The following is a 23,803-nucleotide window of genomic DNA, read 5'->3' as shown; positions in this document are numbered from 1 at the left end:
ATGACCAACCGATATACCTGAAAAGACTCACAGTTTGTTCCGCACCGGTAAGGTGGAGACGACGTTCATTCAGGTACCAAAGGAGTTGCCATGAACCAGTTCGATTCTCCCCCTGTGGTCCCCGCCGACCCGCGGGCGAACGCCACAGCGCTCCTGCTCGACCGGGTCCGCGAGACGCCTGAGCGGGTGCTCTTCGCCCTACCGGACGGTGCGGGGTGGCGAGATGTGACCGCGCAGGAGTTCCTCGATCAGGTGACCGCCCTGGCGAAGGGCTTCGTCGCCGTGGGCCTCAAGCCCGGCGAGAAGGTCGGGCTGATCTGCAAGACCCGGTACGAGTGGACCCTGATCGACTTCGCCGTCTGGTTTGCCGGCGGGGTCCTCGTCCCTGTCTACGAGACCTCTTCCCCTGCTCAGGTGCAGTGGAACCTCACCGACTCGGGCGCGCACGCGGTCATTGTCGAGACCGCGGAGCATTTCGCCCGCTTCGACGAGGTGCGTGCCGATCTTCCCGGCATCCGCTTCGCGTGGCAGATCGGGCTCGGCGACCTCGACAAGCTCGTGGCTCAGGGCAGCGAGGTGCCGGACGCCGAGATCGAGCGTCGCCGCTCCCTCGCCACCGGCTCCGACATCGCGACGATCATCTACACCTCTGGCTCGACCGGCCGCCCCAAGGGCTGCATCATCCGCCACTCGAACTTCGTCGAACTCAGCCGCAACGCCGCGGTCGCTCTCACAGAACTGATTCACCAGCCCGGCGCCTCGACGCTCCTGTTCATCACCACAGCACACGTTTTCGCGCGCTTCATCGCCATCCTCTGCGTACACGGAGGCGTGAAGGTCGGGCATCAGGCAGACACGAAGCAGCTGCTCCCCTCGCTCGCCTCGTTCAAGCCGACGTTCCTGCTCGCAGTCCCGCGAGTGTTCGAGAAGGTCTACAACTCCGCTGAGCAGAAGGCCGAGGCCGGCGGGCGCGGAAAGCTTTTCCGGCGCGCAGCAGATATCGCTGTCGCGCACTCGATCGCCGTCGAGGCCGGCTCGGTGCCGCTCGCGGTGAAGCTCCAGTTCCTCCTGTTCGACCGATTGGTGTACTCGAAGCTGCGGACCGCGATGGGCGGCAACGTTCGGTTCGCCGTGTCAGGATCCGCACCGCTCGGCGACCGGCTGGGCCACTTCTTCCACAGCCTCGGCATCAAGATCCTGGAGGGTTATGGTCTGACCGAGACCACAGCGCCGGCAACCGTGAACCGCACGGAGCGCTTCAAGATCGGCAGCGTTGGGCCGGCGCTACCCGGAGTGTCGGTGCGGATCGCCGACGACGGCGAGATCCAGGTGCGCGGTATCGACGTCTTCGGCGGGTACTGGAACAACGAGCAGGCCACGGCGGAGTCGTTCGACGGCGAGTGGTTCCGCACCGGCGACCTCGGGGCGCTCGACGACGAGGGCTATCTCCGCGTTACCGGCCGGAAGAAGGAGATCATCGTCACCGCGGGCGGCAAGAACGTCGCTCCGGCGGCGCTCGAGGACCCAATCCGGGCAAATCCCCTGGTCGGCCAGGTCGTCGTTGTCGGCGACCAGCGGCCCTTCATCGCCGCGCTGATCACTCTCGACAGCGAAATGCTGCCGACGTGGCTCGCCAATAATGGTCAGGATGCGGCGCTCACTCTCGAGGACGCGGCCGTGAATCCTGCCGTGCTGGCAGAGGTTCAGCGTGCCGTTGACGCTGCCAACGAACGGGTCTCGCGCGCGGAGTCGATCCGTAAGTTCGTGATCCTTCCCACCGAATTCACGGAGGCAAGCGGCCACCTCACTCCCAAGATGAGCATCAAGCGGTCGGTGATCCTCGCCGACTACGCCGAGACCATCGCCGCCGTCTACTCCGCGGCTCCCGCCACGGAGGGCATCTCCCTGCACTAACCCCGGGCCCCCTCACCCGTGGTCCCCAGCCCCTCCCCGGTTCACAAACAAACACAGCCGTATCCGGGAAAGCGCGTCCAGCGCTTTCCCGTCGGCGCACGCACCCCGCTCCACCCACCCCAGCCACCCCACCCAGCCGACCGCGCCGAGCCGGGCAGGGACCGGATCGCAACAAACACAGCCGTATCCGGAAAAGCGCGTCCAGCGCTTTCCCGTCGGCGCACCCACCCCGCTCCACCCAACCCAGCCACCCCACCCAGCCGACCGCGCCGAGCCGGGCAAGGACCGGCTCGCACACAAACACCGTTCAGAACCAGTCCGATTCGCGGACAGCCTTCATGGCGGCCCGGCGGTCGTCCTTGGAGAGCCGGTCGAGGTAGAGCCGACCGTCGAGATGGTCGCATTCGTGCTGGAGAGCCTGAGCCATGAGACCGTCGCCCTCCAGGATGATCTCGTTACCGTCGAGGTCGGTCCCGCGCGCCTTTGCGTATGGGTAGCGGATCGCCGGATACCACAGATTCGGCACCGAGAGGCAGCCCTCGTCGACGGGCTGCGGCTCGCCGTTCAGCTCGACGATCTCGGGGTTCAGGATGTAGCCGACGACTCCCTCGACGTTGTAGCTGAAAGCGCGCAGGTTGACGCCGATTTGGGGAGCAGCGACGCCGGCGCGACCGGGCGGACGAACGCTGTCCAGAAGGTCCTCGACGAGGCGGCGGACACCCTCATCGACGGTCTCGATCGGGGCCGACGGCGTCTTCAGCACCGGGTCCCCGAAGATACGGATCTGGCGTTCGGTCATGTGGTGCGCTCCCTCAGGGCCTCCTCCGCGCTCAGGAGGGCGTTCTCGACGACTTCACTCGCTGCGGGGTGCGGCCAGTACTGGCTGCGAGCGAGTCCGCGGATACCGATGCCGGCGCTGGCGGCCTGGACGAGCGGCTGAATGAGGATACTGGCCTGCGGTCCGATGATGTGCGCGCCGAGGAGCGCGCCGTCGAGGCCGACGACGAGAAAGCACGCGCTTGAGTCGTCTTCCAGGGCCCAGCCGAATGCCGTCGAGGCGTACTCCTGCCTCACGGCGACGACGTCGATCCCCGTCTCACGGGCCTCGGCCGCGGTGAGCCCGAAGTGCGCGATCTGCGGATGGGCGAAGATCGCTCCGGGGACGGGTGCGAGCGTGTTCGAGAGCAGCTCACCCGGGTGGAGCAGGTTGTGCGCGACGAGCCGAGCCTCGTGATTGGCGACGTGCTTGAGCTGCCAGCGAGACGAAACGTCGCCGAGAGCGAAGACGCCGGGCACGGGGCGCCCGGCGGAGAGGACGCGCTGCTCGGTATCGACACTGACCCGGCCATCCTCGTGCAGGTCGATCCCGACGGCGGCGGCGGCGAGAGTGTCGCTATTCGGGTCGCGCCCGAGCGCCACCAACAGCAGGTCCGTCTCGACCGTGCTCCCGTCGTCGAAGACGACGTGCAGACCGTCGTCGCGAGCGTCGATGCTCTCGACGCTCACTCCGGTGTGGACCGTGTAGCGGTCGGCAGCGATCGCAGTGAAGCGGCGGGCGACATCCTCGTCCAGAGCGCGGAGGAGCCGGTCGCCGCGGACGGCGACGGTCACCGCAGTGCCGAAGGAGGAGAAGACGTGGGCGAATTCGACGGCGACCGCGCCGCCGCCGACGATGAGCATCCGCTCGGGCAGCTCCTCGAGGCGCATGACCGACGAGGAGTCATGGATACGTGGGTCGGGCTCGTACGCGGCCAGGAGCGGCCTCGGGCGGGAACCCGCGGCGATGACGACCTGCGGGGCGCTGATGCGGGCGCCGCTCGTGCTGACCAAGACATGCGGGCGGGTGCCGTCGCCGAGCGACTCGAAGCCGAAGCTCTCGCGCAGGACGGTCACGTTCGGCGAGCGCTGGTCGCGATACTCGAAGCCGCCTTCGCTGATTGCGTCGCTGCGACCGAAGATCCGGTCACGGACCTCCGCCCACTCGGGCCGGCTGAGGCGAGCGTGAACGCCGATCCGACCGCCCTGGTCGACGTCGGCGACCACGTCGGCGACGTGCACGAACATCTTCGTGGGGATGCATCCGGCGTTGAGGCACGTGCCGCCGAACCATTGCCCGTCGTCGAGGATCGCGACCCGCAGGCCGTCGAACTCAGGCCCAACGATCGAATTGCCCGACCCCGCTCCCACCACGATCAGGTCGAAGGTCTCGATGGACTGCTCCTGCTCGGAGGCCTCAGACACGCCGGACCGGGATACCCTCGACGACGTGCGCTGCGAGCAGGCGCGCCGCCTCCTTCGTCGCCTGGCGCAGCTGCTCCCACTTCACGACGGAACCGGCGGCGAGCACCGGGTCGTAGGGAATCCGCACGATCTCGCGCACGCGGGACCGGAAGTGCGACTCGATCTCCTCGAGCTTGACCAGACTCGTGCCCGGTGTGGTGGTATTCAGCGCGACTACCGCATTGCGGACCAGCGCGCCGTGGCCGTTCGCGTCCAGCCAGGTGAGAGTCTCGGAGGCGAGTCTCGCCTCGTCAACGCTGCCGCCGGAGACGATCACGACGGTGTCCGCGCGCTGAAGTGTGGGCCGCATCACCGAGTGAACGATCCCGGTCCCGCAGTCGGTCAGCATGATCGAGTAGAACTGCTCGACGAGATCCGCGACCACGTTGTAGTCGTCCTCGTCGAATGCTTCCGAGAGTTGAGGGTCGGTGTCGGAGGCGAGGACATCGAGTCGCGTCTCGTCCCGCGAGACCATCGTCGAGAACTCGGTGAAGCCCGTCACTCCTGAGGCGCCGTTCACGACGTCGCGGACGGTCGCCCGCGTCTGCTTGGGCACCCGCTCGGCGAGCGTGCCGCGGTCGGGGTTGGCGTCGACCGCGATGATGCGGTCTTCCCGCGAGTCGGCAAGGGCCATGCCGAGGAGTGTGGTGACCGTGGTCTTGCCCACGCCGCCCTTGCGTGTCATCACGGGCACGAAGCGCGTGCCGCCCTCGAACTGACGGCCGATGCGCACATCCATCGCCTTCCAGGCGCGAACGCTCGCGGAGTCGCCGAGGTTGACGGTACGGAAGGTGAGGCCATAGAGGAAGCGGTTCCAGCCCCCCGTGGGCGCCGGACGCGTCTTTCGGTTCACTTCGAGGAGGCGGTCGGGCGTCAGCATCGACGCCGACTCGGGAGTGGTGGCACCCGGAGAGCCCGGAGTCGCGGGGGCCCCAGCTCCGGAGGATTCCGCACGCAGACGGTCGCGCCGGGTGGGGACGGACGACCCGGAGGCCTCGTCGGCGAGCGACTGCTCCTGGTGCACGGGAATCCCTGCCGAGACCGGACCGCTCGGGACAGGTCGCGCGGGGTCCGACGCGCGCGGAACGGAATGGCCCTGACCTGATGCGCTCGGAGTCGTCCGCGGGCTGGGCTCTGAGGCGTCCGGCGCGGGCTCGGGCGGAAGGAGAGCGTGCGAGCGCGTCGGCGGGAGACCGAGGCGACCAACGTCGATCGCGTTCTCGTCCTCGACCGGAGCGGGTGCGGTCGACCGCCGGCGTGGGCCGGGCGAGGACGACCGCATACCGTCGGGGAGGAGGGTCGGCGCCGTGTCGCTCGCGCGAGGTGCGTACTGCTCGAACTCCCGCGCCGCATCCAGAGCGGTCCGAGGCGTCGGGCCAGTGTCGGTCGCACCAGTGTCGGTCGGGCCGGTGTCTGGGTCGGTGTCGGGCTGTTCGTCGTTGCGCTCATCCATGCGAACGAGCCTCCTTCCGCTTGCGGTCAGTGTACCGGCGGGCCCGGATCGTTCGGGGTGGCTTGGATCGGCGCCGCCGCGGCTGCTAGTGGACGCGCCCGCGCGACACGCACGAACGGCGTATGCGGCGGACGGTTAGGTTCTCCCGCCCGCGGGAACGTAAAGTAGTCAGCCATGCATGTACTCAGCGTGAGCTCCCTCAAGGGCGGCGTCGGCAAGACCACGGTGACCCTCGGCCTTGCATCCGCGGCGTTCTCGAAGGGCTGGCGAACGCTGGTCGTCGACCTCGATCCCCAGTCCGACGTGTCCACCGGGATGGACATCAACGTCGCCGGGCACCTCAACATCGCCGACGTCCTCACGTCGCCGAAAGAAAAGATTGTCCGCTCCGCGATTGCCCCATCCGGCTGGACGAAGGAGCACCACGGCACGATCGACGTGCTGATCGGCAGCCCGTCCGCGATCAACTTTGACGGGCCCCACCCCAGCATCCGTGACATCTGGAAGCTCGAGGAGGCGCTTGCCAGCGTCGAGGCCGACTACGACCTCGTCCTGATCGACTGCGCGCCGTCCCTGAACGCGCTCACCCGCACCGCGTGGGCAGCGAGTGATCGCGTCGCCGTCGTGACCGAGCCCGGCCTCTTCTCCGTGGCCGCCGCCGACCGTGCCCTGCGCGCGATCGAGGAGATTCGCCGCGGTCTCAGTCCGCGCCTCCAGCCACTCGGCATCATCGTCAACCGCGCTCGCGTGCAGTCGCTCGAGCACCAGTTCCGGATCAAGGAACTGCGCGACATGTTCGGTCCGCTGGTGCTCAGCCCGCAGCTCCCCGAGCGCACATCGCTCCAGCAAGCTCAAGGCGCGGCAAAGCCGGTCCATGTGTGGCCGGGCGAGAGCGCTCAGGAGATGGCGCACAACTTCGACCTGCTGCTCGACCGCGTGATTCGCACCGGCCGCATCGGCGAGCAGGTCACGGCCGCGAAGTAGGTCCAGGGCCCCGGACGGATCGTCGTCGTCAGCCGACGCGGCGGGAAGCGCGGCGCTGGGCCAGCTCGTCTGTCGGGTCGACGGACTGGTGCTCGAGTTCGACGAGGCTCGACTCGACCTCGCGGAGGACCTTGCCGACGGCGATGCCAAAGACGCCCTGACCGCGACTGAGGAGGTCGATGACCTCATCGTTGGACGTGCAGAGGTAGACGCTTGCGCCATCGCTCATCAGCGTCGTCTGGGCGAGGTCGTCCACACCCGACTCCCGGAGCTGGTTTACCGCGGTGCGGATCTGTTGGAGTGAGATGCCGGTGTCAAGCAGGCGCTTGACCAGCTTGAGCACAAGGATGTCGCGGAAGCCGTAGAGCCGCTGGGTGCCGGACCCGGAGGCTCCGCGGACGGTCGGCTCGACGAGTTCGGTACGCGCCCAGTAGTCGAGTTGGCGGTAGGTGATACCTGCGGCGCGAGCGGCGACGGCCCCGCGATAGCCGGCGTCCGCGTCGAGATCGGGGAGCCCGTCGCTGAAGAGGAGAAGATCGCGCTGGCCGCGGACGTCGCGGCTGACTTCTCTCATCCCTGTGCCTCTCGGATCCGGACGCCGGATCCTCCGAACGCGCTCCCTACCGTACCCACCACGGCAGGCCGAGTAAACGACATCGGCCTTCCGGCGGCGGCGTGTCGTCTGCGGTCTGCGACTAACTCGCGGTGGCTCACGATCGCCCGATCCGCGACAGGGCGCTGCGCACCATCGCTCCGCGGATGGTGCCCAGCTGCGCCGCGAGTCCTATCGCATTCTCGGCCGCGCCCGCTGCTCCTGACGCTTCGCCGCGCCGCGAACTCGAGGCAACGACGCTTTCGATCAGCGACATCTCGCGCTCGACGGCGACGCGCAAAGGCCGCAGATGCCGCGGCTCGACGCCCGAGCGGCCGAGTTCGACGAGAGCCTTCAGCGTCGTCACGGCTTCGTCGCCGAAGACGTCGCCGCCCCTGACGAGGCCAGCGGCTATCGCCTCCTGAATGAGAGCGGCGCTCGCGCCCGACTCGCTCGAGAGTCCCTCGCGACTGAGCCGGGTAGCCGGACCAAGCAGGGCCGCTCCCGCACCGCCGACACCCGCGGGCAGGATGGGCTCGCGTCCGGCGTCGACGTCGTCGAGGTACCCGCGGATGACCTTCAAAGGGAGGTAGTGATCGCGCTGGAGCGCAAGGATCATCCGGAGCCGTTCGACGTCGGAGGAAGAGAACTTGCGGTAGCCGGAGTCGGTGCGGGCGGGTGAGACGAGACCCTGCTCCTCCAGGAAGCGGAGCTTCGAGGGAGTCACATCAGGAAACTCGGGGACAAGCCTGGCCAGCACCTGGCCGATGCTCAGGAGAGCAGCGGAACCGGTGGGGAGGGCGCGCGCGGAGGAGCGGCCCACGGCTCACGCGTCCGGAGCGGCGACGAGGTCGGCGCGGGACGCGTAAAAGGTGAGACGGAACTTGCCGACCTGCACCTCGGAGCCATCGGTGAGGATCGCGGACTCGATCCGGACTCCGTCGAAGTAGGTGCCATTGAGCGAGCCCAGATCGTGGACCTCGAACGAGGTGCCCCGGCGGACGAACTCGGCGTGACGGCGCGAGACCGTGACGTCGTCGAGGAAGATGCCCGCCTCGGGGTGCCGGCCCACCGTGGTCGAGTCGGTGTCGAGGAGGAAGCGCGCACCCGTGTTGGGACCGCGGCGTACGACGAGCAGCGCCGAACCGGAGGGCAGAGCACCGACGGCCTCAGCCTCCTCGCGGGAGGCGCGGTTGTCGAGAGCGGCGAGCTGGGCACCGATGTCGTCGGTGAACGTCAGCGTCGTCTCCGTCGATGGCTCACCGGAAACGGACTTGTGCTGGGCGGGTGATGCTCCACCGACTGGCTCGACCAAGAGGTACCTCCTACCGGCCCAGCGTATCCGAATCGTGACCCTCGCCGGACCCCTGATCGCCTGTGCGCACCTGCAGGACGAGTCCGCACGTCTGCACGGCATAGACGATCCCTGCCCACCAGTAGAGAAACACGCCCCAGAGTGCGAACGCCCAAGCGAGCGGCAGCGAGGCGGGTGCCAGAGCGGGGAACGCCTGCCCGAGCATGATCAGCGGGAGGGCGTACAACAGGCAGAAAGTGGCGAATTTCCCCAGGTGGTGCACCGGAAGAGGCCCGTAGCCGTGGTTCGCCAGGATGACTGCGAGAACGACGAGCATCAGGTCGCGGGCGAGCAGCACGGCGACGAGCCACCAGGGCACGAGGTCGCGGGCGGCGAGGCCCAAGACGGTTGCGAAGATGGAGAGCCGGTCGGCAGCGGGATCGAGAATCCGGCCGAGGCGCGTCATCTGGTCGAAGCGGCGCGCGATCCATCCGTCGAGGTAGTCGGTGAGGCTCGAGACGACAAGGACGAGGAGGGCGAGCGCATCCTGGCCCACCACGACCAGCACGAGGAACACCGGGACGAGCGCCAGGCGCACAAGGCTCAGGATGTTGGGGACCGTCCAGATCCGGTCCTCCCCCGCGCGCCTCATGCGCCCCAGCCTAGGCCGGGCGTTCGGCGGCGCGGTCAGCGCTTATCGCGCCAGACGCGTTCGAACGGAAGCCGCCAGGCGTGCGGGGCGATCAGCTGATGGATGGCATTCGGACCCCAGGAGCCGGGGGCGTAGAGGCGGACGGGCGGCGGGTCTTGCAGCAGCGGCGCCGAGACCTCCCAGAGGCGCTCGATGCCCTCGGCCGTGGTGAAGAGCGTGTGGTCGCCGCGCATCGCATCGAGGATCAAGCGCTCATAGGCTTCCAGCGCGTCGCCGGCTCGATCGGTCTCCTGCAGCGCGAACTGCATGCTCAGCTTGTCCAGCCGCATACCGGGACCGGGCCGCTTGCCATAAAAGGACAGCGAGACTTTTGAGGCGTCGGCGAGGTCGAAGGTGAGGTGGTCCGGCCCGTGGGCGCCGACTCCCGAGCCCTGCGGGAACATGCTCTTCGGAGGCTCGCGGAAGGCGATCGAGATGATGCGCTGCCCCTCGGCCATCCGCTTGCCGGTGCGGAGGTAGAACGGGACGCCTGCCCAGCGCCAGTTGTCGATCTCGCATTTGAGCGCAACGAAGGTGTCGGTCTCGGAGTCGGCGGCGACGCCCGGCTCGTCGCGGTAGCCGATGTACTGGCCGCGCACGACGTTCTCGGGGTTGAGTGGACGCATCGAGCGGAAGACCTTGTTCTTTTCCTCGCTGATCGCCTGCGGCTCCAGGGCCGTCGGCGGCTCCATCGCCATGAAGGCGAGGACTTGGAAAAGGTGGGTGACGACCATGTCCTTATAGGCGCCGGTCGACTCGTAAAACTCGGCGCGGCGGTCGAGGGTGAGCTTCTCGGGGATGTCGATCTGGACGTGGTCGATGAAGTTGCGGTTCCAGATCGGCTCGAACAAACCGTTGGCAAAGCGGAACGCGAGGATATTCTGCGCCGGCTCCTTGCCGAGGAAGTGGTCGATCCGGAAGATCTGCTCCTCGCTGAAGGTCTCGTGCAGCTCGGCGTTGAGCACCACGGCGCTGTCGAGGTCGACGCCGAAGGGCTTCTCCATGATGATGCGGGAACGCTCGACCAGGCCGGCCTCGGCAAGCATCCGCACGACCGAGAGCGCGGCCTTGGGCGGGACGCTGAGGTAGTGCAGGCGGCTGACGTCGGGTCCGAGTGCCGCCTCGGCGGCGGTCACCGCCTCGGCCAGCGCGGCGGGACCTGCCGATTGCGGGACGTAGCGCAGCTTTGAGGCGAACTCGTCCCACTGGGCGGCCGTGAGTGAGCGGCTACCGAACTCGTCGTAGGCGAGCTTGGCGAAGGCGCGGAAGGAATCGTCGTCATGCTCCTCGAGCGAGGTGCCCACGATCTGCAGGTCCGGAGCGAGCGAGGACAGAGCGAGGTGGGCCATCCCCGGAATGAGCTTGCGACGGGCCAGATCGCCGACCGCGCCGAAGAGGACGACGACGTGGGGCGCCGCCTGCTCGGTCTGAACGGCGGAAGCGGGAGATGCGAGTGTCACGGTCACTCCTCGATCATTCCAGTTTCGATCGTGAGGGAGGATTCACGTGCGTGATCGGCCCCGCCGCTAAGGTCTGTCCCGTGCCCCCGTACTCCGACGCGTCAGACGCGACCGCAGCACCCGCCTCCTCCCTCTCGTCCGCCGACGGGACGACCTCTCCCCCGCTGGATGAGCGCATCCGCGGCGACGTTCACCTGCTGGGCGAGCTGCTGGGCCAGGTCCTGCGCGAATCGGGGGAACCGACGCTCTACAACGACGTCGAGCGTCTCCGCGCGCTGACCATCAGCGCCTACGACAGTGGCGACCCCGCCACGATGGCCGAGGCGGAGCACTTCGTCGCCTCGCTCTCGCTCGAGCGCGCCGAGGAGGTGGCTCGCGCGTTCACCTGCTACTTCCATCTCGTGAACGTGGCCGAGGAGTTTCACCGGGTGCGCGTGCTGCGCCGTCGCGAAGCCGACGCGGGCACGCAGTCGCCTGAGGACTCCATCCTCGCGTCGATGCGCCGTCTCACCGGGGAACTTGGCGAGGAGGAAGCCTTCGAGCGACTCTCGCGGCTGGAGTTTCGGCCTGTGCTCACGGCGCACCCCACGGAGGCCCGCCGGCGAGCGGTCGCGTCGACCATCCGCCGCATCAGCGATCTCCTCGAGCAGCGCGACGATCCGCGGATGGGCGGGGTGGTGCTGGTCGAGATCCGCCGCCGCCTCCTGGCCGAAGTGGACACCCTCTGGCGCACGGCGCCGCTACGGGAGTCAAAGCCGAGTCCGCTGGACGAGGTGCGAACCGCGATGAGCGTCTTCGACGAGTCACTGTTCTCGGTGCTGCCCCGCGTCTACCGGCGCCTCGACGACGCCCTGCTCGGCGAGGCTTCCGGCACGCGATCGCCGGTCGCTCCTGCCTTCGTCCGACTCGGCACCTGGATCGGCGGAGATCGCGACGGCAATCCGTTCGTCACTGCCGAGACGACGCTGAGAGCCGTCGACATCGCTTCCGAACACGTGCTGATCGGTCTCGAGCGGGTCGCCCGCCGCGTCGGCCGCGCGCTGACGCTCGACGGCGCGACGACTCCCCCGTCGGCTGCCGTCGATGCCCTGTGGGCCTCGTGCACCGAGCGGGCCCCCACACTCGCCGCAGTGATCGCCGAGCGTTCGCCGAACGAGACGCACCGCCGAGTGCTCCTGTTCGCCGCGGACCGCCTCGCCGCGACGCGCTCCGAGGGGCCGCTGGCTTACTCCGATGCCGCCGAGTTGCTGGGCGAGCTGCGCACGCTGCAGGAGTCGCTGGTCGCTGCGGGCGACGTCCGCGCCGCCTACGGCGACCTGCAGGACTTCGTCTGGCAGCTCGAGACCTTCGGCTTCCACCTCGCCGAAATCGAGGTGCGCCAGCACTCGAAGGTGCACCGAGAGACCATCGCCGCGGTGCGCGCGGGCGGCGAACTCGACGAGCGCAGCCTCGAGGTGCTCGCGGTCTTCCGCGCGATCGCGACGGTCCAGGAGCGCTTCGGCACGGAGGCGGCCCGCCGCTACATCGTGTCGTTCACCCAGTCGGCTGACGACCTCCGCACGGTCTTCGAGCTCGCGAAGGCGGCGACCGACGGGACTCCCCCGATCATCGATGCAGTCCCGCTGTTCGAGACGTTCGCTGATCTGGACGCGTCGACCGACATCCTCGCCGAGATGATCCGCATCCCGCAGGTGCGCGAGCGACTGGCCACGACCGGCAACCGCCTCGAGGTGATGCTCGGCTACTCGGACTCGTCGAAAGACGTCGGACCGGTCTCGGCGACACTGGCGCTCTACGACGCCCAGGCGCGCATCGCGAAGTGGGCCGCCAGCGAGGGGATCGTGCTGACGCTGTTCCACGGCCGCGGCGGTGCGCTCGGTCGCGGTGGCGGTCCGGCGAACCGCGCGGTCCTCGCGCAGCCGCCGGGTTCGGTCGACGGCCGGTTCAAGCTCACGGAGCAGGGCGAGGTCATCTTCGCCCGCTATGGCAACCCCGACATCGCGACCCGGCACATCGAGCAGGTCGCGGGAGCGACGCTGCTCGCCTCGTCCCCCGCAGTTGGTGAGCGGAACGCGGCAGCCGCTGACCGCTTTGCCGAGGTCGCCGCGACGATGGACCGCGAATCCCGTCGTCGATTCTTCGAGTTGGTCAAGGCCGACGGCTTCGCCCCGTGGTTTGCCCGGGTGACCCCACAGGAGGAGGTGGGCCTGCTCGCGCTCGGCTCGCGCCCGGCCCGCCGCGGTCTCTCGGTCGAGTCGCTGGAGGATCTTCGGGCGATCCCGTGGGTCTTCGCATGGACGCAGGCGCGCGTCAATCTGACCGGATGGTTCGGACTGGGTAGCGCCCTCGAGGCGGTCGGGGATCTGGAGCTGCTCCAGGCGGCCTACGCCTCCTGGCCGCTCTTCACGACGATGATCGACAATGTCGAGATGTCGCTCGCGAAGACCGACGAGGGGATCGCCCGCCGCTACCTCGCGCTCGACTCCCGCGACGACCTCGCCGGCCTTGTACTCGGCGAGATGGAGTTGACGCGACGCTGGGTGCTCTCGATCACTGGGGAGGAGAGTCTGCTGACCGGGCACCGGGTACTCGGCCGGGCGGTGCGGCTGCGCACGCCCTACGTGAACGCCCTCTCGCTCCTCCAGCTGCGCGCCCTGCGTGCCCTGCGGACCGACCCGGGCGGCTCAGGCACAGAGCAGAACCAGCGCCTGCTCCTGCTGGCCGTGAATGGCGTGGCGGCTGGCCTGCAGAACACAGGCTGATCGGCTGCTCGAACGACGCAACCCCCGGTGCTCTCTCGGCTGCCGGGGTTCCGTGTCGTCCGCTGCGGGATCAGACCTGCGCGGCTGTGCTCGCCTCCTGGGCTGCCTTCGCCTCCTGGTAGTGGCGGCGCACCTCGACCATGTCGAGACCGCGGACCTGCTCGATCAAGCCGTCGAGGGCGGCAGCAGGCAGGGCGCCCGGCTGAGCCATCAGGGGGATGCCGTCGCGGTAGACGACGAGGGTGGGGATGGAGGAGATGCCGTAGCTGGCGGCGAGCTGCTGCTGGTCCTCCGTGTCTACCTTGGCGAAGGTGATGTCGGTGTTCTTCTCGCTTGTGGCCTCGAAGACGGGCGCGAACTGCTTACACGGACCGCACCAGTCGGCCCAGAAGTCGATGAGGACGATGCCGTCGGCGATCGTCTGGTCATGGGAGTCGAGGGTCATCGGGGTCGTGGTCATGGGGGATGCAACCGGGGTGCGCGACGGCCTATTCCCGGGCCGCGTCGAGCAGATCGAGGACGGATCGCGGTCCCATCGCGGTGGCTCCGAGCGCCTCGATGCGGGCAACGAGTCCACGGTCGGCGGTCACGACGACGGCGGAGTCGAGCCTCGCGACGAGGTCGACGATCGCATCGTCGCCGGAACCCTCGGCGGAGTCCACGACAAGGCGTCCGGACGGTGCTGCCTCGACGGCCGCGGTGGCATCGGCGGCGCGGGCGGCGCCTTCCAGGACGACGGCGATGCACGGCCAGACCGTCTCGGCGTCGATCCCCAGCAGTGCACCCGGGACGCCGGTGCGAGCGAGCCGCGCGAGGGCGAGGAGGAGGCGCTGCGCGGCTCCAGCACGATCGCGCCACCAGCCGTCGGGCCGCGACCCGACCACGTTCGCCGCGTCGATCACCAGCACGGGCAGCGGCGCGGCGAGCAAGCGCAGGCCCGGCCAGGCTTCGGCGAATCCAGGGTGTAAGGGGAGGGTGTCGACGTCTTCGGGAGCAACCCAACGCAACTCTTCGCTCTCGGCGTCGGTAATGCGCGGGGTGAAGTGTTCGAGAGTGTCGGCGACGACAGTGGAGTAGCTCCAAGGTCCGATCGTGACCACGCTGGAGAGGACGGGGACGATCAGCCCGGCGGGGACGCCCGCCTCCTCCTCCGACTCGCGGAGCGCGGCCTGAAACGCCGACTCCTCCGGATGCCGAGCCCCACCGGGGAGGCCCCAGGTGTTGCCGAAGTGACTCCAACTCACGCGGTGCTGGAGCAGGACGCGACCGGACGGATCACGCAGCAGAAGGCCGGCGGCGCCGAACCGGCCCCAGAAGCGGCGACCGTCGCCAATCTCGACCCACCCGTCGCCAAGGGCCGAGTCGAGCGGAGGGCGCGAGGGCAGCCCGGTGCCGCCGGTGTCCTCGCTCGTCATACCCTCCAGCCTCCCACACGGGACCCGCCGAGCCCGACGTCCGCGAGCCGCGACGGGCTGGCAGAATCGGACGATGCGCCGCTCAAGACTGCTCCCCGTTGCGACGCTGGCGTGGCTCGCGGTCATTGCCCTGATCACGCTGACACCCGCGCCGTATCCTGCCGGGGAGCCGAGCACGCTGATCCTTGCGATTATCGCCACCATCGCCTCCACTCCGCTCACCGGCTGGTTTGACTTCGCCGTCGCGGAATTCACGGCGAACGTGCTTCTTTTCGTGCCGCTCGGGGCACTGGTCGCCGCGCAGCTGCCTCCGCGTCGCCGCCTGCTCGCGGCGCTCATTGGCCTGGGCGTCTCAGTCGTCATCGAGACGGCGCAGCTGCTCTGGCTGCCGACCCGGGTCAGCGATGTGCAGGACCTCGTGTCAAACGGCAGCGGCTCACTGCTCGGCGCCCTGCTGACGATCCTCCTGACCCGATACCCCTCTCCCCCGATTACCCCGCCGCCCCCGGAAGGACCGCATCACCCATGCCCGCTGACACGCTCGTCATCCTCGACCGCCCCTCCCTCGACGCAGACGCGCATCCGTACCGGAGCGGAGACGTTGACGTCACCGATCTCGGCTTCACCCGAGGCGACGGGATCTTCGAGACCATTAACCTCGTCGATGGCCGGGTCCAGGCGTTGGACGCGCACCTCGACCGCTTTGAGCGCTCGGCGCGGATGCTGGACCTCCCCCGTCCGGACTGTGTGGCCTGGCGAGACGCGATCGCCACCGCTGTCGCCCAGCATCCGCGTGTCCCTGAGGCGATAGTGAAGACGATCCTGACGCGCGGTGTGGAGGGCAGCGGACGGCCGACTGGCGTGGTGTTCGTGCAGACCAGCCCCGACTTCGGGCCAGCGCGACGCGACGGCGTTCGGGTGGTGCTTTTGGACCGCGGGCTGCGTTCGGACGTGCAGCACACATCGCCGTGGCTGCTCGTGGGGGCGAAGACGCTCTCGTATGCAGTCAACCGGGCGGCCGCGCGGGAGGCAGTGCGGCGAGGCGCGGACGACGCGCTCTTCGTCTCCAGCGACGGCTACCTGCTCGAGGGGCCGAGCGCTAACCTCGTGCTGCTGATCGACGAGGAGCTGGTGACGCCTCCGCCGAGCCTCGGCCTACTGCCGGGCACCACGCAGGGCGACCTGTTCGAGTTGGCGCCCACGCTGGGCCTACGAACCGCCATACGACCCCTACGCGCACCAGACCTTGACGCAGCGAACGCGGCCTGGCTGGTCTCCAGCGCCCGCAACGCAGCACCCATCCGCTCGGTCGACGGAGTGGACCGCCCGGTGGACGGCGACCTCTCGGCCCGAATCAACGCAGCACTCCTGACCCGCTGATCCCCCTCCGCGAGATGCCCCTTGGGTGCGCGGCACGCCGGTGACGGCGGTCTTACGTGGCATCTCGCGGGAGGGAAAGGGGTCAGGGGAGGGCGTCGGGGGCGGACGGGGCGCGGGTGATGAGGCCGCCGCGCACGTGGGAAACGGTGGGGTCGGGATCGACAGCGTCGCGCTGATCGGCGGCCTCGTCGTTGATGACGGCCGACACGATGCCGCGCCAGTCGGTGCCCTCTGCCACGGCGTCCTCGGAGCCGACGCGGCGCGTAACGAAGACTGCCTCCGCTTCCTCGCCCGCGTGGGAGATCACGGCCAACACCCCGACAGCGCGACCAGTGGGGTGCTCGATGCGCCACTCCTCGTGACCTGACGGGACAAGCGAGAACTCCAGGCCCGCGTGCGGGAACGCTGTCGGCCGCAGCTCGGACGGCGAGCCACTGTGCGGGGGTGCGCCCCGCGTGGGAACGCCGGTGCCCGCGCCGCTCGTGGTACTCATCCCGACGTCGCCGCGCGTGCCTCCGGCACCGGAACTGTCGTTGGCAGCGACCATGCGACTCTCCTCGCTACGGAGGGCGTCGTCGCCTCCCTCGTCGTGTGTCCCGGAGTAGATACTTTCGTCTCGGTTCATGTCGATCCTTGTGTCGCGGCGGCCCCTGGCGGGCCGCGGGGTGGATGGTGGGCCGTGGAGTGGGGAGCGGACCGCTTCGTAGACTGATGGGATGCAGATCCCGGTGACCGGTTCCGTGCGAGTGGACGCCTGGCTCTGGGCGGTCCGCGTGTACAAGACCCGCTCCGCCGCCACGACCGCCGCACGGGCGGGCCACATCCGCGTGAACGGGGAGCGGGCGAAGGCGGCGCAGACGGTGCGCGTCGGCGATGAGGTGCGAGTCCGGATCGGTGGCTTCGACCGCGAACTCGTCGTTCGCGGCCTGGTCGTCAAGCGGGTTGGTGCTCCGGTCGCCGCCGAGTGCGTCGAGGACCGAACGCCGCCGCCTCCGCCGCGAGAGTCGGCTCCTGCTGTCATCGTGCGCGACCGCGGTGCGGGACGACCGACCAAGCGCGACCGCCGCGACATCGAGCGCCTTCGCGGCTTCTGACCGGGAGGCGCCCGCCTCGATTACGGGGCGAGAGCGTGCAGGCGTTCGAGCAGCCCAAGCGCCGCTTCATCAAGGAAGCGCTGTTGCAGCTCGTCGCCGACCTGGACCAGCGCGATATCGGTGAAGCCCGCCTCGATGTACGGCACGACGCTTTCGGCAAGCGCGTCGAGGTCCGGTCCGCAGGCGATCTGCTCGGCCACGTCCTCGGGGCGCACGAACTGGCTCGCGCCCGCGAAACCGGCTGGCGTCGGCAAGTCGGAGTTGACAGCCCAGCCGCCCGCGAACCAGCGGAACTGCTCGTGGGCGAGCGTCACGCCCTGCTCCTTGCTGGGCGCCCAGCAGATCGGGATCTGCCCGATCGTGCGGGACGGGGCGGCGTCGACGCCGCGGACGGCGGTCCACTGTGAGATCAGTTCTGCGTCGGGCTCGGTCGTGATGAAGTGGTCGGCGATCGGAGCGAAGCGTTCAATCGACTTCGTCCCCGAGACGGCAAGACCGATCTCGACGGGCTTGTCCGGGAGGTCCCAAATTCGCGCGGAGTCGACGCGGAAGTAGTTGCCCTCCCAGGTGACCAGATCGCCGGTGTGCAGTTCGCGGATGAGGTGCACCGCCTCCTCCAGCATGTCTTGCCGAACGGCGACCGAGGGCCACCCCTCGCCGACGACGTGCTCGTTCAAGTTCTCTCCTGAGCCCAGGCCCAGGGTGAAGCGGTCGTCCGACAGGATCGCGAGAGTCGCCGCCTTCTGCGCGACGATCGCGGGATGGTAGCGAATGGTGGGGGCGGTGACGTAGGTCGTCAGGTCGATGGTCGACGTCGCTTGGGCAACCGCGCCGAGGAGAGTCCACGCGTAGGAGGCGTGCCCCTGCTCGGTCAGCCAGGGCGAGTAGTGGTCGCTCGAGACCGCGAACTCGAAGCCGAGCCTCTCAGCGTCGACCGCGTAGCCGACCAGCTGCTTGGGTCCGCTCTGCTCGGTCATCAGGGTGTAGCCGAATCGCACCATCGTCCGTCCTCGTTCCGCTCGTCGTGGAATGCCCGCGGGCATACTCCATGCTGGGGCGGCGGGGTGGACGTGCGCTAACCCCTTGCCCCGGCGACGATCGGCGGCTAGCTCTGCCTCAGACGAAGCGAATGCGGTTCTGGACCCGGGTGCGGACCTCGAAGGCTTCGCCGTAGCCTCCCAGCCGCGGATCGTCGGTCCCGGAACGCAACAGTTGCGGCAGCAGCGAGCGGCGGATGACGACAGCGCCCTGGTGCCGGCCGCGCTCCACTTGCTCGAAAGGCTGCTCCAACGCGTCGTCAGGGACCACGACGACGCTCGCGGAGAAGCGCACTCCGAGGTCGCGCCCGAGCCGCCGCGCCGCCTTGGTCAGCGATGTGATCGGCTTCTCGTCGTCGGCGATACCCGCCCCCTCTAGCTCGCCCTTGCGGAGGCGGACCGGGTCGCCCCAGTCGGCCGACGTGATCGCGAGCAGCCCCGAGGGGCCGAGCACGAGGTGGTCGATCTTCAGGCCACCATCGCCCACCGCGACATCATTCCAGATCGTGTAGGCGATGCCCAGAGCGCCGATAAGAGCGGCGGTCGCCTCCTCCGCCTGCGCCTTCGCGAGCCAGGAGCGGATTTCGCGGGGGGCAGAGCGGACGATCGCCGGGTCGAACGGATCATCGACAGCGGCACCCCGGCCCAGCCACTCTCGGACGAGACGCAGGTAGTACTCGCGCGCCGCGCCTCCGGGATGACCGTACGCGCGGGCTCGGACGGCCGACGCGTTCTGCGCACGCGGCGATCCCGTAGAGGACGTCTGTGAGGAGGAGTCTCCGGGCGCCGGGGCGCCGCGGTCGTAGTCGCCGCGCGCCGCCGTACTGCCGATGCGCTCCCAGGCGACCTGCACCGCGTGGAAGGAGGCGGCATCACCGCCCGTGTCGGGATGCGTCTCGCGGAGCAGGCGGCGGTAGGCCCGCTTGACCTCGTCGTCGGACGCCGTGGTGGCGACGCCCAGCACCTCGTAGGGGGTGCGGGCGGCGTTGCTGTCTGGCATGTGCTTCCGGAGGGTCGGGCGGCGGGATCACCGGGTGTTCGAGTGTATCGACGCCGCCCGGGCGCTCGGTGGGAGCGCTCACGGCGTCGCCCGGTCAGCTCCCGGCAAGGATCTCCCGCACGCGCGGAATGACCTGCGTGCCGTAGAGCTCGATAGTGCGCATGATGGCCGAGTGGGGAAGGGTGCCTGCGCTGTACTTGAGGTCGAACCGGTCGATGCCCAGCGCCGAGACCGTTCCTGCGATCTTGCGGGCGACCGTTTCGGGCGAGCCGAGGTGAAGAGCGCCGTCGGGGCCCGACTCCTCATCGAAGCGCTCCCGGGTCATCGGTGACCAGCCGCGCTCCCGGCCGAGAGCGTCCATCATCGCCCTGTGGTGCGGGTAGTAGAGCTCGCGCGCCTCCTCGTCTGTCTCGGCGACGAAACCCGGCGAGTGCACGGCGACGGGGAGCCGGGGTTGCTCAAGCTGGTCGAGCGCTCGCCCGAAGAGGTCGACGTAGGGACGGAAGCGGGCGGGTGAGCCGCCGATGATCGCGAGCACCAGCGGGAAGCCGTAGCGCGCGGCACGGACGACAGACTCGGGGCTGCCGCCAACGCCGATCCACGTGCGCAGCATTCCATTTTCCAGCGCTGGGTAGACACTCTGCTCGTTCAGCGCAGGGCGGGTGCTGCCCTGCCAGGTGACCGGGCCACCCTGCACGAGGGCGTGGAAAAGGTCGAGCTTCTCCTCGAAGAGGAGTTCGTACTGCGAGAGGTCGTAGCCGAACAGCGGGAACGATTCGGTGAAGGAGCCGCGGCCGAGGATGACCTCGGCGCGCCCGCCGGAGAGCCCATCGAGAGTGGCGAAGCGCTGGTAGACGCGCACCGGGTCGTCGGAGGACAGGACGGTCACGGCGGAGCCGAGGTGGATGCGCTCGGTGCGCGCGGCGATGGCCGCGAGCACGACGTCGGGAGCGCTGACCGCGAAGTCGGCACGGTGATGCTCCCCGATGCCGAAGAAGTCGATACCGACGGCGTCCGCGAGAACCCCCTCCTCAACCACATCGCGCAGCACCTGGCCGTGCGACAGCCGCACGCCGTCCGGGCCGACAGTGACGTCACCGAAGGTGTCGACTCCGAACTTCAGTTCATGCATACTCATGGAGTTCTGCAACCGACGAGGGACGACGGCTATTCCTCGGGGTCGGGAGGGACAACTCCTGCGGCCCTTGCGGGCTCGCGGTAGGCGCGTCCAAGCGAGGCGACCGTGTCGTGCGCGTTCAGCCCGCTCGGGTTCGGCAGCACCCAGAGCGGCACTCCCGCGAGATCCTCCACTTGGCGACCCTGCTTCGCTGTGCGGCGGCCGAACGCAGCGCGGTAGGCGGTGATCCCGACGAGAGCGACGGCGGCCGGTCGCGCGCGCTGCACTGTGGCAACGAGGCGCTCGGCCCCCGCGCGCAACTCCTCGCGAGTCAGCTCGTCGGCGCGCGCGGTCGCCCTGGCGACGAGGTTCGTGATGCCGATCCCTCTCGAGAGCAGAGCCTCCCGGTCGGCATCCCCCATTCCCTCCGAAACGCGCAGGGGTCGGTCGAGGATGCCTGCGGCGACGAGCGCCGGGTAAAAGCGATTGCCGGGATGCGCGAAGTGCGCACCGGTTGCGGCAGTCCACAGGCCGGGGTTGATTCCGACGAAGAGGAGGCGGACATCGTCCCCGAGCAGGTCCTCGACCGTGCGGCCCTGGAACGAGGCGAGCTCAGCGCGGGAGAACGGCATGACCCCATCCTGGCCTGCGGATCCACGGCCGCCGCGCAAGTCCTCTCGCCCGTCGGCTTCCGGTGCCAGCATGGGCGCATGACGAGCGCATCCCAGGACCACCCCATCCAGCACGGCAGCGACGACGCGCCGCTAGATGAAAAACTGCGCGGCGTCCTGCTCCAGGTCGCCGGTGACGCCGAGCTGCGGCCGGACGAGGATGTCGAGGCGCTGCTGCGCCAGCGACTCCGCGACACGCAGATCTCGATCTCGGAGGAGAGCATCCCCGGCCTCGCGAAGCGCATCCCCGGCCTGATGCAGCGCGGCGGCGGCGATCTCAGCCCTGGGGCGCACTGACGGGGCGTCACCTACTCGGTGTCAGCTACTCCGGAACCGACGGGCCCATCCGGTGATGGTCGAACACCAGGCTCGTGCGCGTCGAGGCCACCGCAGGGTGCGCCGAAAGATTCGCGACCACGAAGTCACGCACATCGTTGGAGTCGCGGACGGCCACGTGGATGATGAAATCCTCCGACCCGCCTAAGAAGAACAGCTGCACCACCTCGGGCAGCGCGCGGATCTCCTCCGCGAACCGCGTAATCGCCTGCCGCTGGCCCACTCGGATGTTGACGCTGATCAGTGCCTGCAGGGTGAGTCCGAGCGCGGCAGGATCGAGTTCTGCTGTGAACGCGGTGATGATCCCGCGCTCGAGGAGTCCGCGCACGCGAGCGACGCAGGTCGATGGAGCGATGCCCGCGCGTTCGGCGAGGCGGCTGTTGGGAGTACGCGCGTCCGCCCGGAGGAGGCGCACCAGCGTCCGATCGACCGGGTCGAGGTCATCGAGGTCGTGCAGATCCTTCGGTCGCATGCGTCGGCTCCCCTTTTTCACCGCTACTCCTGCGGACGAACCGCCGCCCGCTTGATGATTCTGCGGAATGTGTCCCGCTCCGGGCACGATCTTCGCACGATAGGGGCATCGTCGGCGCAGGATCGGCGTTCCCGCCCGCCTTCGGGCCGCAGCAAAGGAGCCCTCGTGCGCGTCGGAATCCCCACCGAGATCAAGAACAATGAAAACCGTGTCGCCGCCACCCCGGCCGGCGTCCACGAGTTCGTCCGCCGCGGGCACGAGGTGCTCGTGCAGGCGGGAGCGGGCCTAGGCTCGCGCGTCTCGGATGAGGACTTCACGGCCGCTGGAGCGCGGATCGTGGCCGAGGCCGATGAGGTCTGGGCTACGGCGGACCTGGTGCTCAAGGTCAAGGAGCCCATTGAAGCGGAGTACCCACGGATGCGGCGCGGGCAGGTGCTGTTCACGTACCTGCACCTCGCGGCCTCGCGTCCGTGCACCGAGGCACTGCTCGCCGCCGGGACGACCGCCATCGCCTACGAGACGGTGCAGCTGGCCGACCGCCGGCTCCCGCTCCTCTCGCCCATGAGCGAGGTCGCCGGACGCCTATCGATCATGGTCGGCGCGTACCACCTGATGAGCGCGGTCGGCGGACGCGGCACCCTCCTCGGCGGCGTCCCCGGCACCCCCAAGGCGAAAGTCGTCGTGATTGGCGGCGGCGTCGCCGGGGAGCACGCTGCGGCGAACGCCCTCGGGATGGGCGCGGATGTGACGGTCGTCGACCTCTCCCTCCCCCGCCTCGCGCAGCTGGAAAACCGCTTCCAGGGCGCGATCCAGACCCGCGCCTCCTCGGCCTATGAGATCGCGACGCAACTCGCCGACGCCGACCTCGTCATCGGCTCGGTGCTGATCCCCGGAGCGAAAGCGCCCAAGCTCGTCACCGACGAGATGGTCGCCGCGATGAAGGCCGGCTCGGTGCTGGTCGACATCGCGATCGACCAGGGCGGCTGCTTCGAGGGCTCGCGCCCCACCACGCATGACGATCCGATTTTCGCGGTGCACGACAGCGTGTACTACTGCGTCGCCAACATGCCGGGCGCGGTCCCCGAGACCTCGACCCGGGCTCTCACGAATGCGACCCTGCCCTACGCAATCGCGCTGGCCGACCGGGGCTGGCAGGCGGCGCTCGCTGCCGATCCCGCGCTCGCCCGCGGACTGAGCACGCACGATGGGCAGCTCGTCGCTCCCACGGTGGCGGCTGCCTTTAATCTGCCCGCGACGCCCGTGGAGTCGCTACTGGGCTAGCCGGTTGCCGGCGAGAGGCCGAGCCGGTCGAGGATCTCGGCGACCTCCTGCTCCGGCGGGCGTCCGACATCGACCGTGACGTGCGCCTCGTCATCGCCCAGGGGCTCGAGAGCGCCGAACTGCGAGTCGAGGAGCGTCGTCGGCATGAAGTGGCCGACGCGAGCCGCGAGGCGTCCCGAGATCCGGTCGCGCGAGCCGGCGAGGTGCGCAAAGACGAGGTCATCCCGGCGCAGCACGTCCCGGTAACGCCGGCGCAGAGCCGAACAGGTCACGACCACCGGGCGGCCCGCGCGGATCCGCTCGTCGACGACGCGCGCGATCTCGGCGAGCCATGGGGCACGGTCCTCATCCGAGAGCGGGATGCCGGCGTGCATCTTCTCGACGTTCGCGGCCGGGTGCAGACCATCACCCTCCAGAAACTCCCAGCCCAACCGATCGGCGAGCAGGGACGCGACCGTCGATTTGCCGCTGCCGGAGACTCCCATCACGACGACGGCGCGGGCGGGCGCGGTGGGCAGAGCGGGCATCGCATACCTCCTCGAAAGAGCGTGATCACGAAGACGCGGGAGA

General features: G+C 69.1%; 24 protein-coding genes and 1 pseudogene. 8 read left to right on the top strand and 17 right to left on the bottom strand.

Translation table 11 applies throughout. The features are described 5' to 3' along the window. Window positions 1-90: 90 nt before the first annotated feature. Window positions 91-1,914 carry an AMP-dependent synthetase/ligase gene (locus B0H03_RS11225; RefSeq protein WP_104264080.1) on the top strand — a complete coding sequence of 608 codons (1,824 nt, stop codon included), beginning with the start codon at window positions 91-93 and terminating at the stop codon, window positions 1,912-1,914. A 307-nt stretch (window positions 1,915-2,221) separates the two neighbouring features. Here B0H03_RS11225 and def read toward each other — a convergent pair whose 3' ends face one another. The 3 genes from def to B0H03_RS11210 are packed head-to-tail and all read right to left on the bottom strand — an operon-like array spanning window position 2,222 to window position 5,647. Continuing rightward, on the bottom strand, window positions 2,222-2,713 hold the full coding sequence (gene def / locus B0H03_RS11220) for a peptide deformylase (RefSeq protein ID WP_104264077.1): 492 nt from the start codon (window positions 2,711-2,713) through the stop codon (window positions 2,222-2,224). Further along, complete coding sequence (locus B0H03_RS11215; RefSeq protein WP_104264076.1) at window positions 2,710-4,155, bottom strand: mycothione reductase; 1,446 nt, start codon at window positions 4,153-4,155, stop codon at window positions 2,710-2,712. Before B0H03_RS11215 ends, def begins: the two co-directional genes overlap by 4 nt. Further along, window positions 4,148-5,647 (bottom strand): MinD/ParA family ATP-binding protein, encoded by a 1,500-nt coding sequence (locus tag B0H03_RS11210; protein WP_237399479.1) that lies wholly within the window; start codon window positions 5,645-5,647, stop codon window positions 4,148-4,150. The genes B0H03_RS11215 and B0H03_RS11210 overlap by 8 nt, the downstream gene beginning before the upstream one ends. A gap of 174 nt (window positions 5,648-5,821) precedes the next feature. Between B0H03_RS11210 and B0H03_RS11205 the strand changes: the two genes are divergently transcribed. Continuing rightward, a complete protein-coding gene (locus B0H03_RS11205; RefSeq protein ID WP_109714880.1) occupies window positions 5,822-6,631 on the top strand; it encodes a ParA family protein in 810 nt (269 codons plus the stop codon). Window positions 6,632-6,659: 28 nt separating this feature from the next. Here B0H03_RS11205 and B0H03_RS11200 read toward each other — a convergent pair whose 3' ends face one another. From B0H03_RS11200 to zwf, 5 genes are all read right to left on the bottom strand, one after another. Then, window positions 6,660-7,205, bottom strand: coding sequence for a MerR family transcriptional regulator (locus B0H03_RS11200; RefSeq protein WP_104264075.1), 546 nt, complete (start codon window positions 7,203-7,205; stop codon window positions 6,660-6,662). A gap of 136 nt (window positions 7,206-7,341) precedes the next feature. Continuing rightward, entirely contained in the window at window positions 7,342-8,046 is a 705-nt protein-coding gene (gene ftsR, locus B0H03_RS11195; RefSeq protein ID WP_104264074.1) for a transcriptional regulator FtsR, read from the bottom strand. 3 nt (window positions 8,047-8,049) lie between these two features. Next, a complete protein-coding gene (locus B0H03_RS11190) occupies window positions 8,050-8,538 on the bottom strand; it encodes an FHA domain-containing protein (RefSeq protein ID WP_419956905.1) in 489 nt (162 codons plus the stop codon). A gap of 10 nt (window positions 8,539-8,548) precedes the next feature. Next, window positions 8,549-9,169 carry a CDP-alcohol phosphatidyltransferase family protein gene (locus B0H03_RS11185; RefSeq protein WP_104264072.1) on the bottom strand — a complete coding sequence of 207 codons (621 nt, stop codon included), beginning with the start codon at window positions 9,167-9,169 and terminating at the stop codon, window positions 8,549-8,551. A 35-nt stretch (window positions 9,170-9,204) separates the two neighbouring features. Beyond that, window positions 9,205-10,668 carry a glucose-6-phosphate dehydrogenase gene (gene zwf / locus B0H03_RS11180; protein WP_104264078.1) on the bottom strand — a complete coding sequence of 488 codons (1,464 nt, stop codon included), beginning with the start codon at window positions 10,666-10,668 and terminating at the stop codon, window positions 9,205-9,207. Between the two features lie 80 nt (window positions 10,669-10,748). On the opposite strand from zwf, the gene B0H03_RS11175 reads away from it, so the two are divergent. Then, window positions 10,749-13,430, top strand: a complete 2,682-nt coding sequence (locus B0H03_RS11175) for a phosphoenolpyruvate carboxylase (RefSeq protein WP_420849472.1) — start codon at window positions 10,749-10,751, stop codon at window positions 13,428-13,430. 70 nt (window positions 13,431-13,500) lie between these two features. Here B0H03_RS11175 and trxA read toward each other — a convergent pair whose 3' ends face one another. After that, window positions 13,501-13,890: a thioredoxin gene (gene trxA, locus B0H03_RS11170; protein WP_104264070.1), complete on the bottom strand. Its 390-nt coding sequence runs from the start codon at window positions 13,888-13,890 to the stop codon at window positions 13,501-13,503. 28 nt (window positions 13,891-13,918) lie between these two features. Next, complete coding sequence (locus B0H03_RS11165; RefSeq protein ID WP_104264069.1) at window positions 13,919-14,845, bottom strand: NUDIX domain-containing protein; 927 nt, start codon at window positions 14,843-14,845, stop codon at window positions 13,919-13,921. Between the two features lie 73 nt (window positions 14,846-14,918). On the opposite strand from B0H03_RS11165, the pseudogene B0H03_RS17485 reads away from it, so the two are divergent. Together B0H03_RS17485 and B0H03_RS11155 are read left to right on the top strand one after the other, a co-directional pair. After that, window positions 14,919-15,302, top strand: a pseudogene (locus B0H03_RS17485) (VanZ family protein); the annotation flags it as partial. A gap of 68 nt (window positions 15,303-15,370) precedes the next feature. Beyond that, window positions 15,371-16,225 (top strand): aminotransferase class IV, encoded by an 855-nt coding sequence (locus tag B0H03_RS11155; protein ID WP_104264060.1) that lies wholly within the window; start codon window positions 15,371-15,373, stop codon window positions 16,223-16,225. Window positions 16,226-16,307: 82 nt separating this feature from the next. Here the strand turns inward: B0H03_RS11155 and B0H03_RS11150 are convergent, their stop codons facing one another. Beyond that, entirely contained in the window at window positions 16,308-16,850 is a 543-nt protein-coding gene (locus B0H03_RS11150; protein ID WP_104264059.1) for a hypothetical protein, read from the bottom strand. Between the two features lie 91 nt (window positions 16,851-16,941). Between B0H03_RS11150 and B0H03_RS11145 the strand changes: the two genes are divergently transcribed. Then, window positions 16,942-17,319 carry an RNA-binding S4 domain-containing protein gene (locus B0H03_RS11145; RefSeq protein ID WP_181075011.1) on the top strand — a complete coding sequence of 126 codons (378 nt, stop codon included), beginning with the start codon at window positions 16,942-16,944 and terminating at the stop codon, window positions 17,317-17,319. 20 nt (window positions 17,320-17,339) lie between these two features. Here the strand turns inward: B0H03_RS11145 and B0H03_RS11140 are convergent, their stop codons facing one another. From B0H03_RS11140 to B0H03_RS11125, 4 genes are all read right to left on the bottom strand, one after another. Then, window positions 17,340-18,320, bottom strand: coding sequence for a TIGR03557 family F420-dependent LLM class oxidoreductase (locus B0H03_RS11140; protein WP_104264058.1), 981 nt, complete (start codon window positions 18,318-18,320; stop codon window positions 17,340-17,342). Between the two features lie 115 nt (window positions 18,321-18,435). Continuing rightward, on the bottom strand, window positions 18,436-19,356 hold the full coding sequence (locus B0H03_RS11135; RefSeq protein ID WP_104264057.1) for a J domain-containing protein: 921 nt from the start codon (window positions 19,354-19,356) through the stop codon (window positions 18,436-18,438). A gap of 94 nt (window positions 19,357-19,450) precedes the next feature. Next, complete coding sequence (locus tag B0H03_RS11130; protein WP_104264066.1) at window positions 19,451-20,488, bottom strand: LLM class flavin-dependent oxidoreductase; 1,038 nt, start codon at window positions 20,486-20,488, stop codon at window positions 19,451-19,453. 35 nt (window positions 20,489-20,523) lie between these two features. Beyond that, window positions 20,524-21,105, bottom strand: a complete 582-nt coding sequence (locus B0H03_RS11125) for a mismatch-specific DNA-glycosylase (protein WP_104264056.1) — start codon at window positions 21,103-21,105, stop codon at window positions 20,524-20,526. Window positions 21,106-21,183: 78 nt separating this feature from the next. On the opposite strand from B0H03_RS11125, the gene B0H03_RS11120 reads away from it, so the two are divergent. Further along, complete coding sequence (locus tag B0H03_RS11120) at window positions 21,184-21,441, top strand: hypothetical protein (protein WP_104264055.1); 258 nt, start codon at window positions 21,184-21,186, stop codon at window positions 21,439-21,441. A gap of 25 nt (window positions 21,442-21,466) precedes the next feature. On the opposite strand, the gene B0H03_RS11115 is transcribed toward B0H03_RS11120, so the two are convergent. Then, window positions 21,467-21,952 (bottom strand): Lrp/AsnC family transcriptional regulator, encoded by a 486-nt coding sequence (locus B0H03_RS11115; RefSeq protein ID WP_104264054.1) that lies wholly within the window; start codon window positions 21,950-21,952, stop codon window positions 21,467-21,469. Window positions 21,953-22,117: 165 nt separating this feature from the next. On the opposite strand from B0H03_RS11115, the gene ald reads away from it, so the two are divergent. Then, complete coding sequence (gene ald / locus B0H03_RS11110) at window positions 22,118-23,233, top strand: alanine dehydrogenase (RefSeq protein WP_104264053.1); 1,116 nt, start codon at window positions 22,118-22,120, stop codon at window positions 23,231-23,233. On the opposite strand, the gene B0H03_RS11105 is transcribed toward ald, so the two are convergent. Then, window positions 23,230-23,760 (bottom strand): gluconokinase, encoded by a 531-nt coding sequence (locus B0H03_RS11105; protein ID WP_104264052.1) that lies wholly within the window; start codon window positions 23,758-23,760, stop codon window positions 23,230-23,232. The genes ald and B0H03_RS11105 overlap by 4 nt on opposite strands. Window positions 23,761-23,803 lie beyond the last annotated feature (43 nt).

This window comes from Rathayibacter iranicus NCPPB 2253 = VKM Ac-1602, from assembly GCF_003149025.1.
In the GTDB taxonomy this organism is placed as follows: Bacteria; Actinomycetota; Actinomycetes; order Actinomycetales; family Microbacteriaceae; genus Rathayibacter; species Rathayibacter iranicus.
Note: the sequence above shows the minus strand (reverse complement) of the source record. Positions and strands in the feature narration are given on the sequence as shown.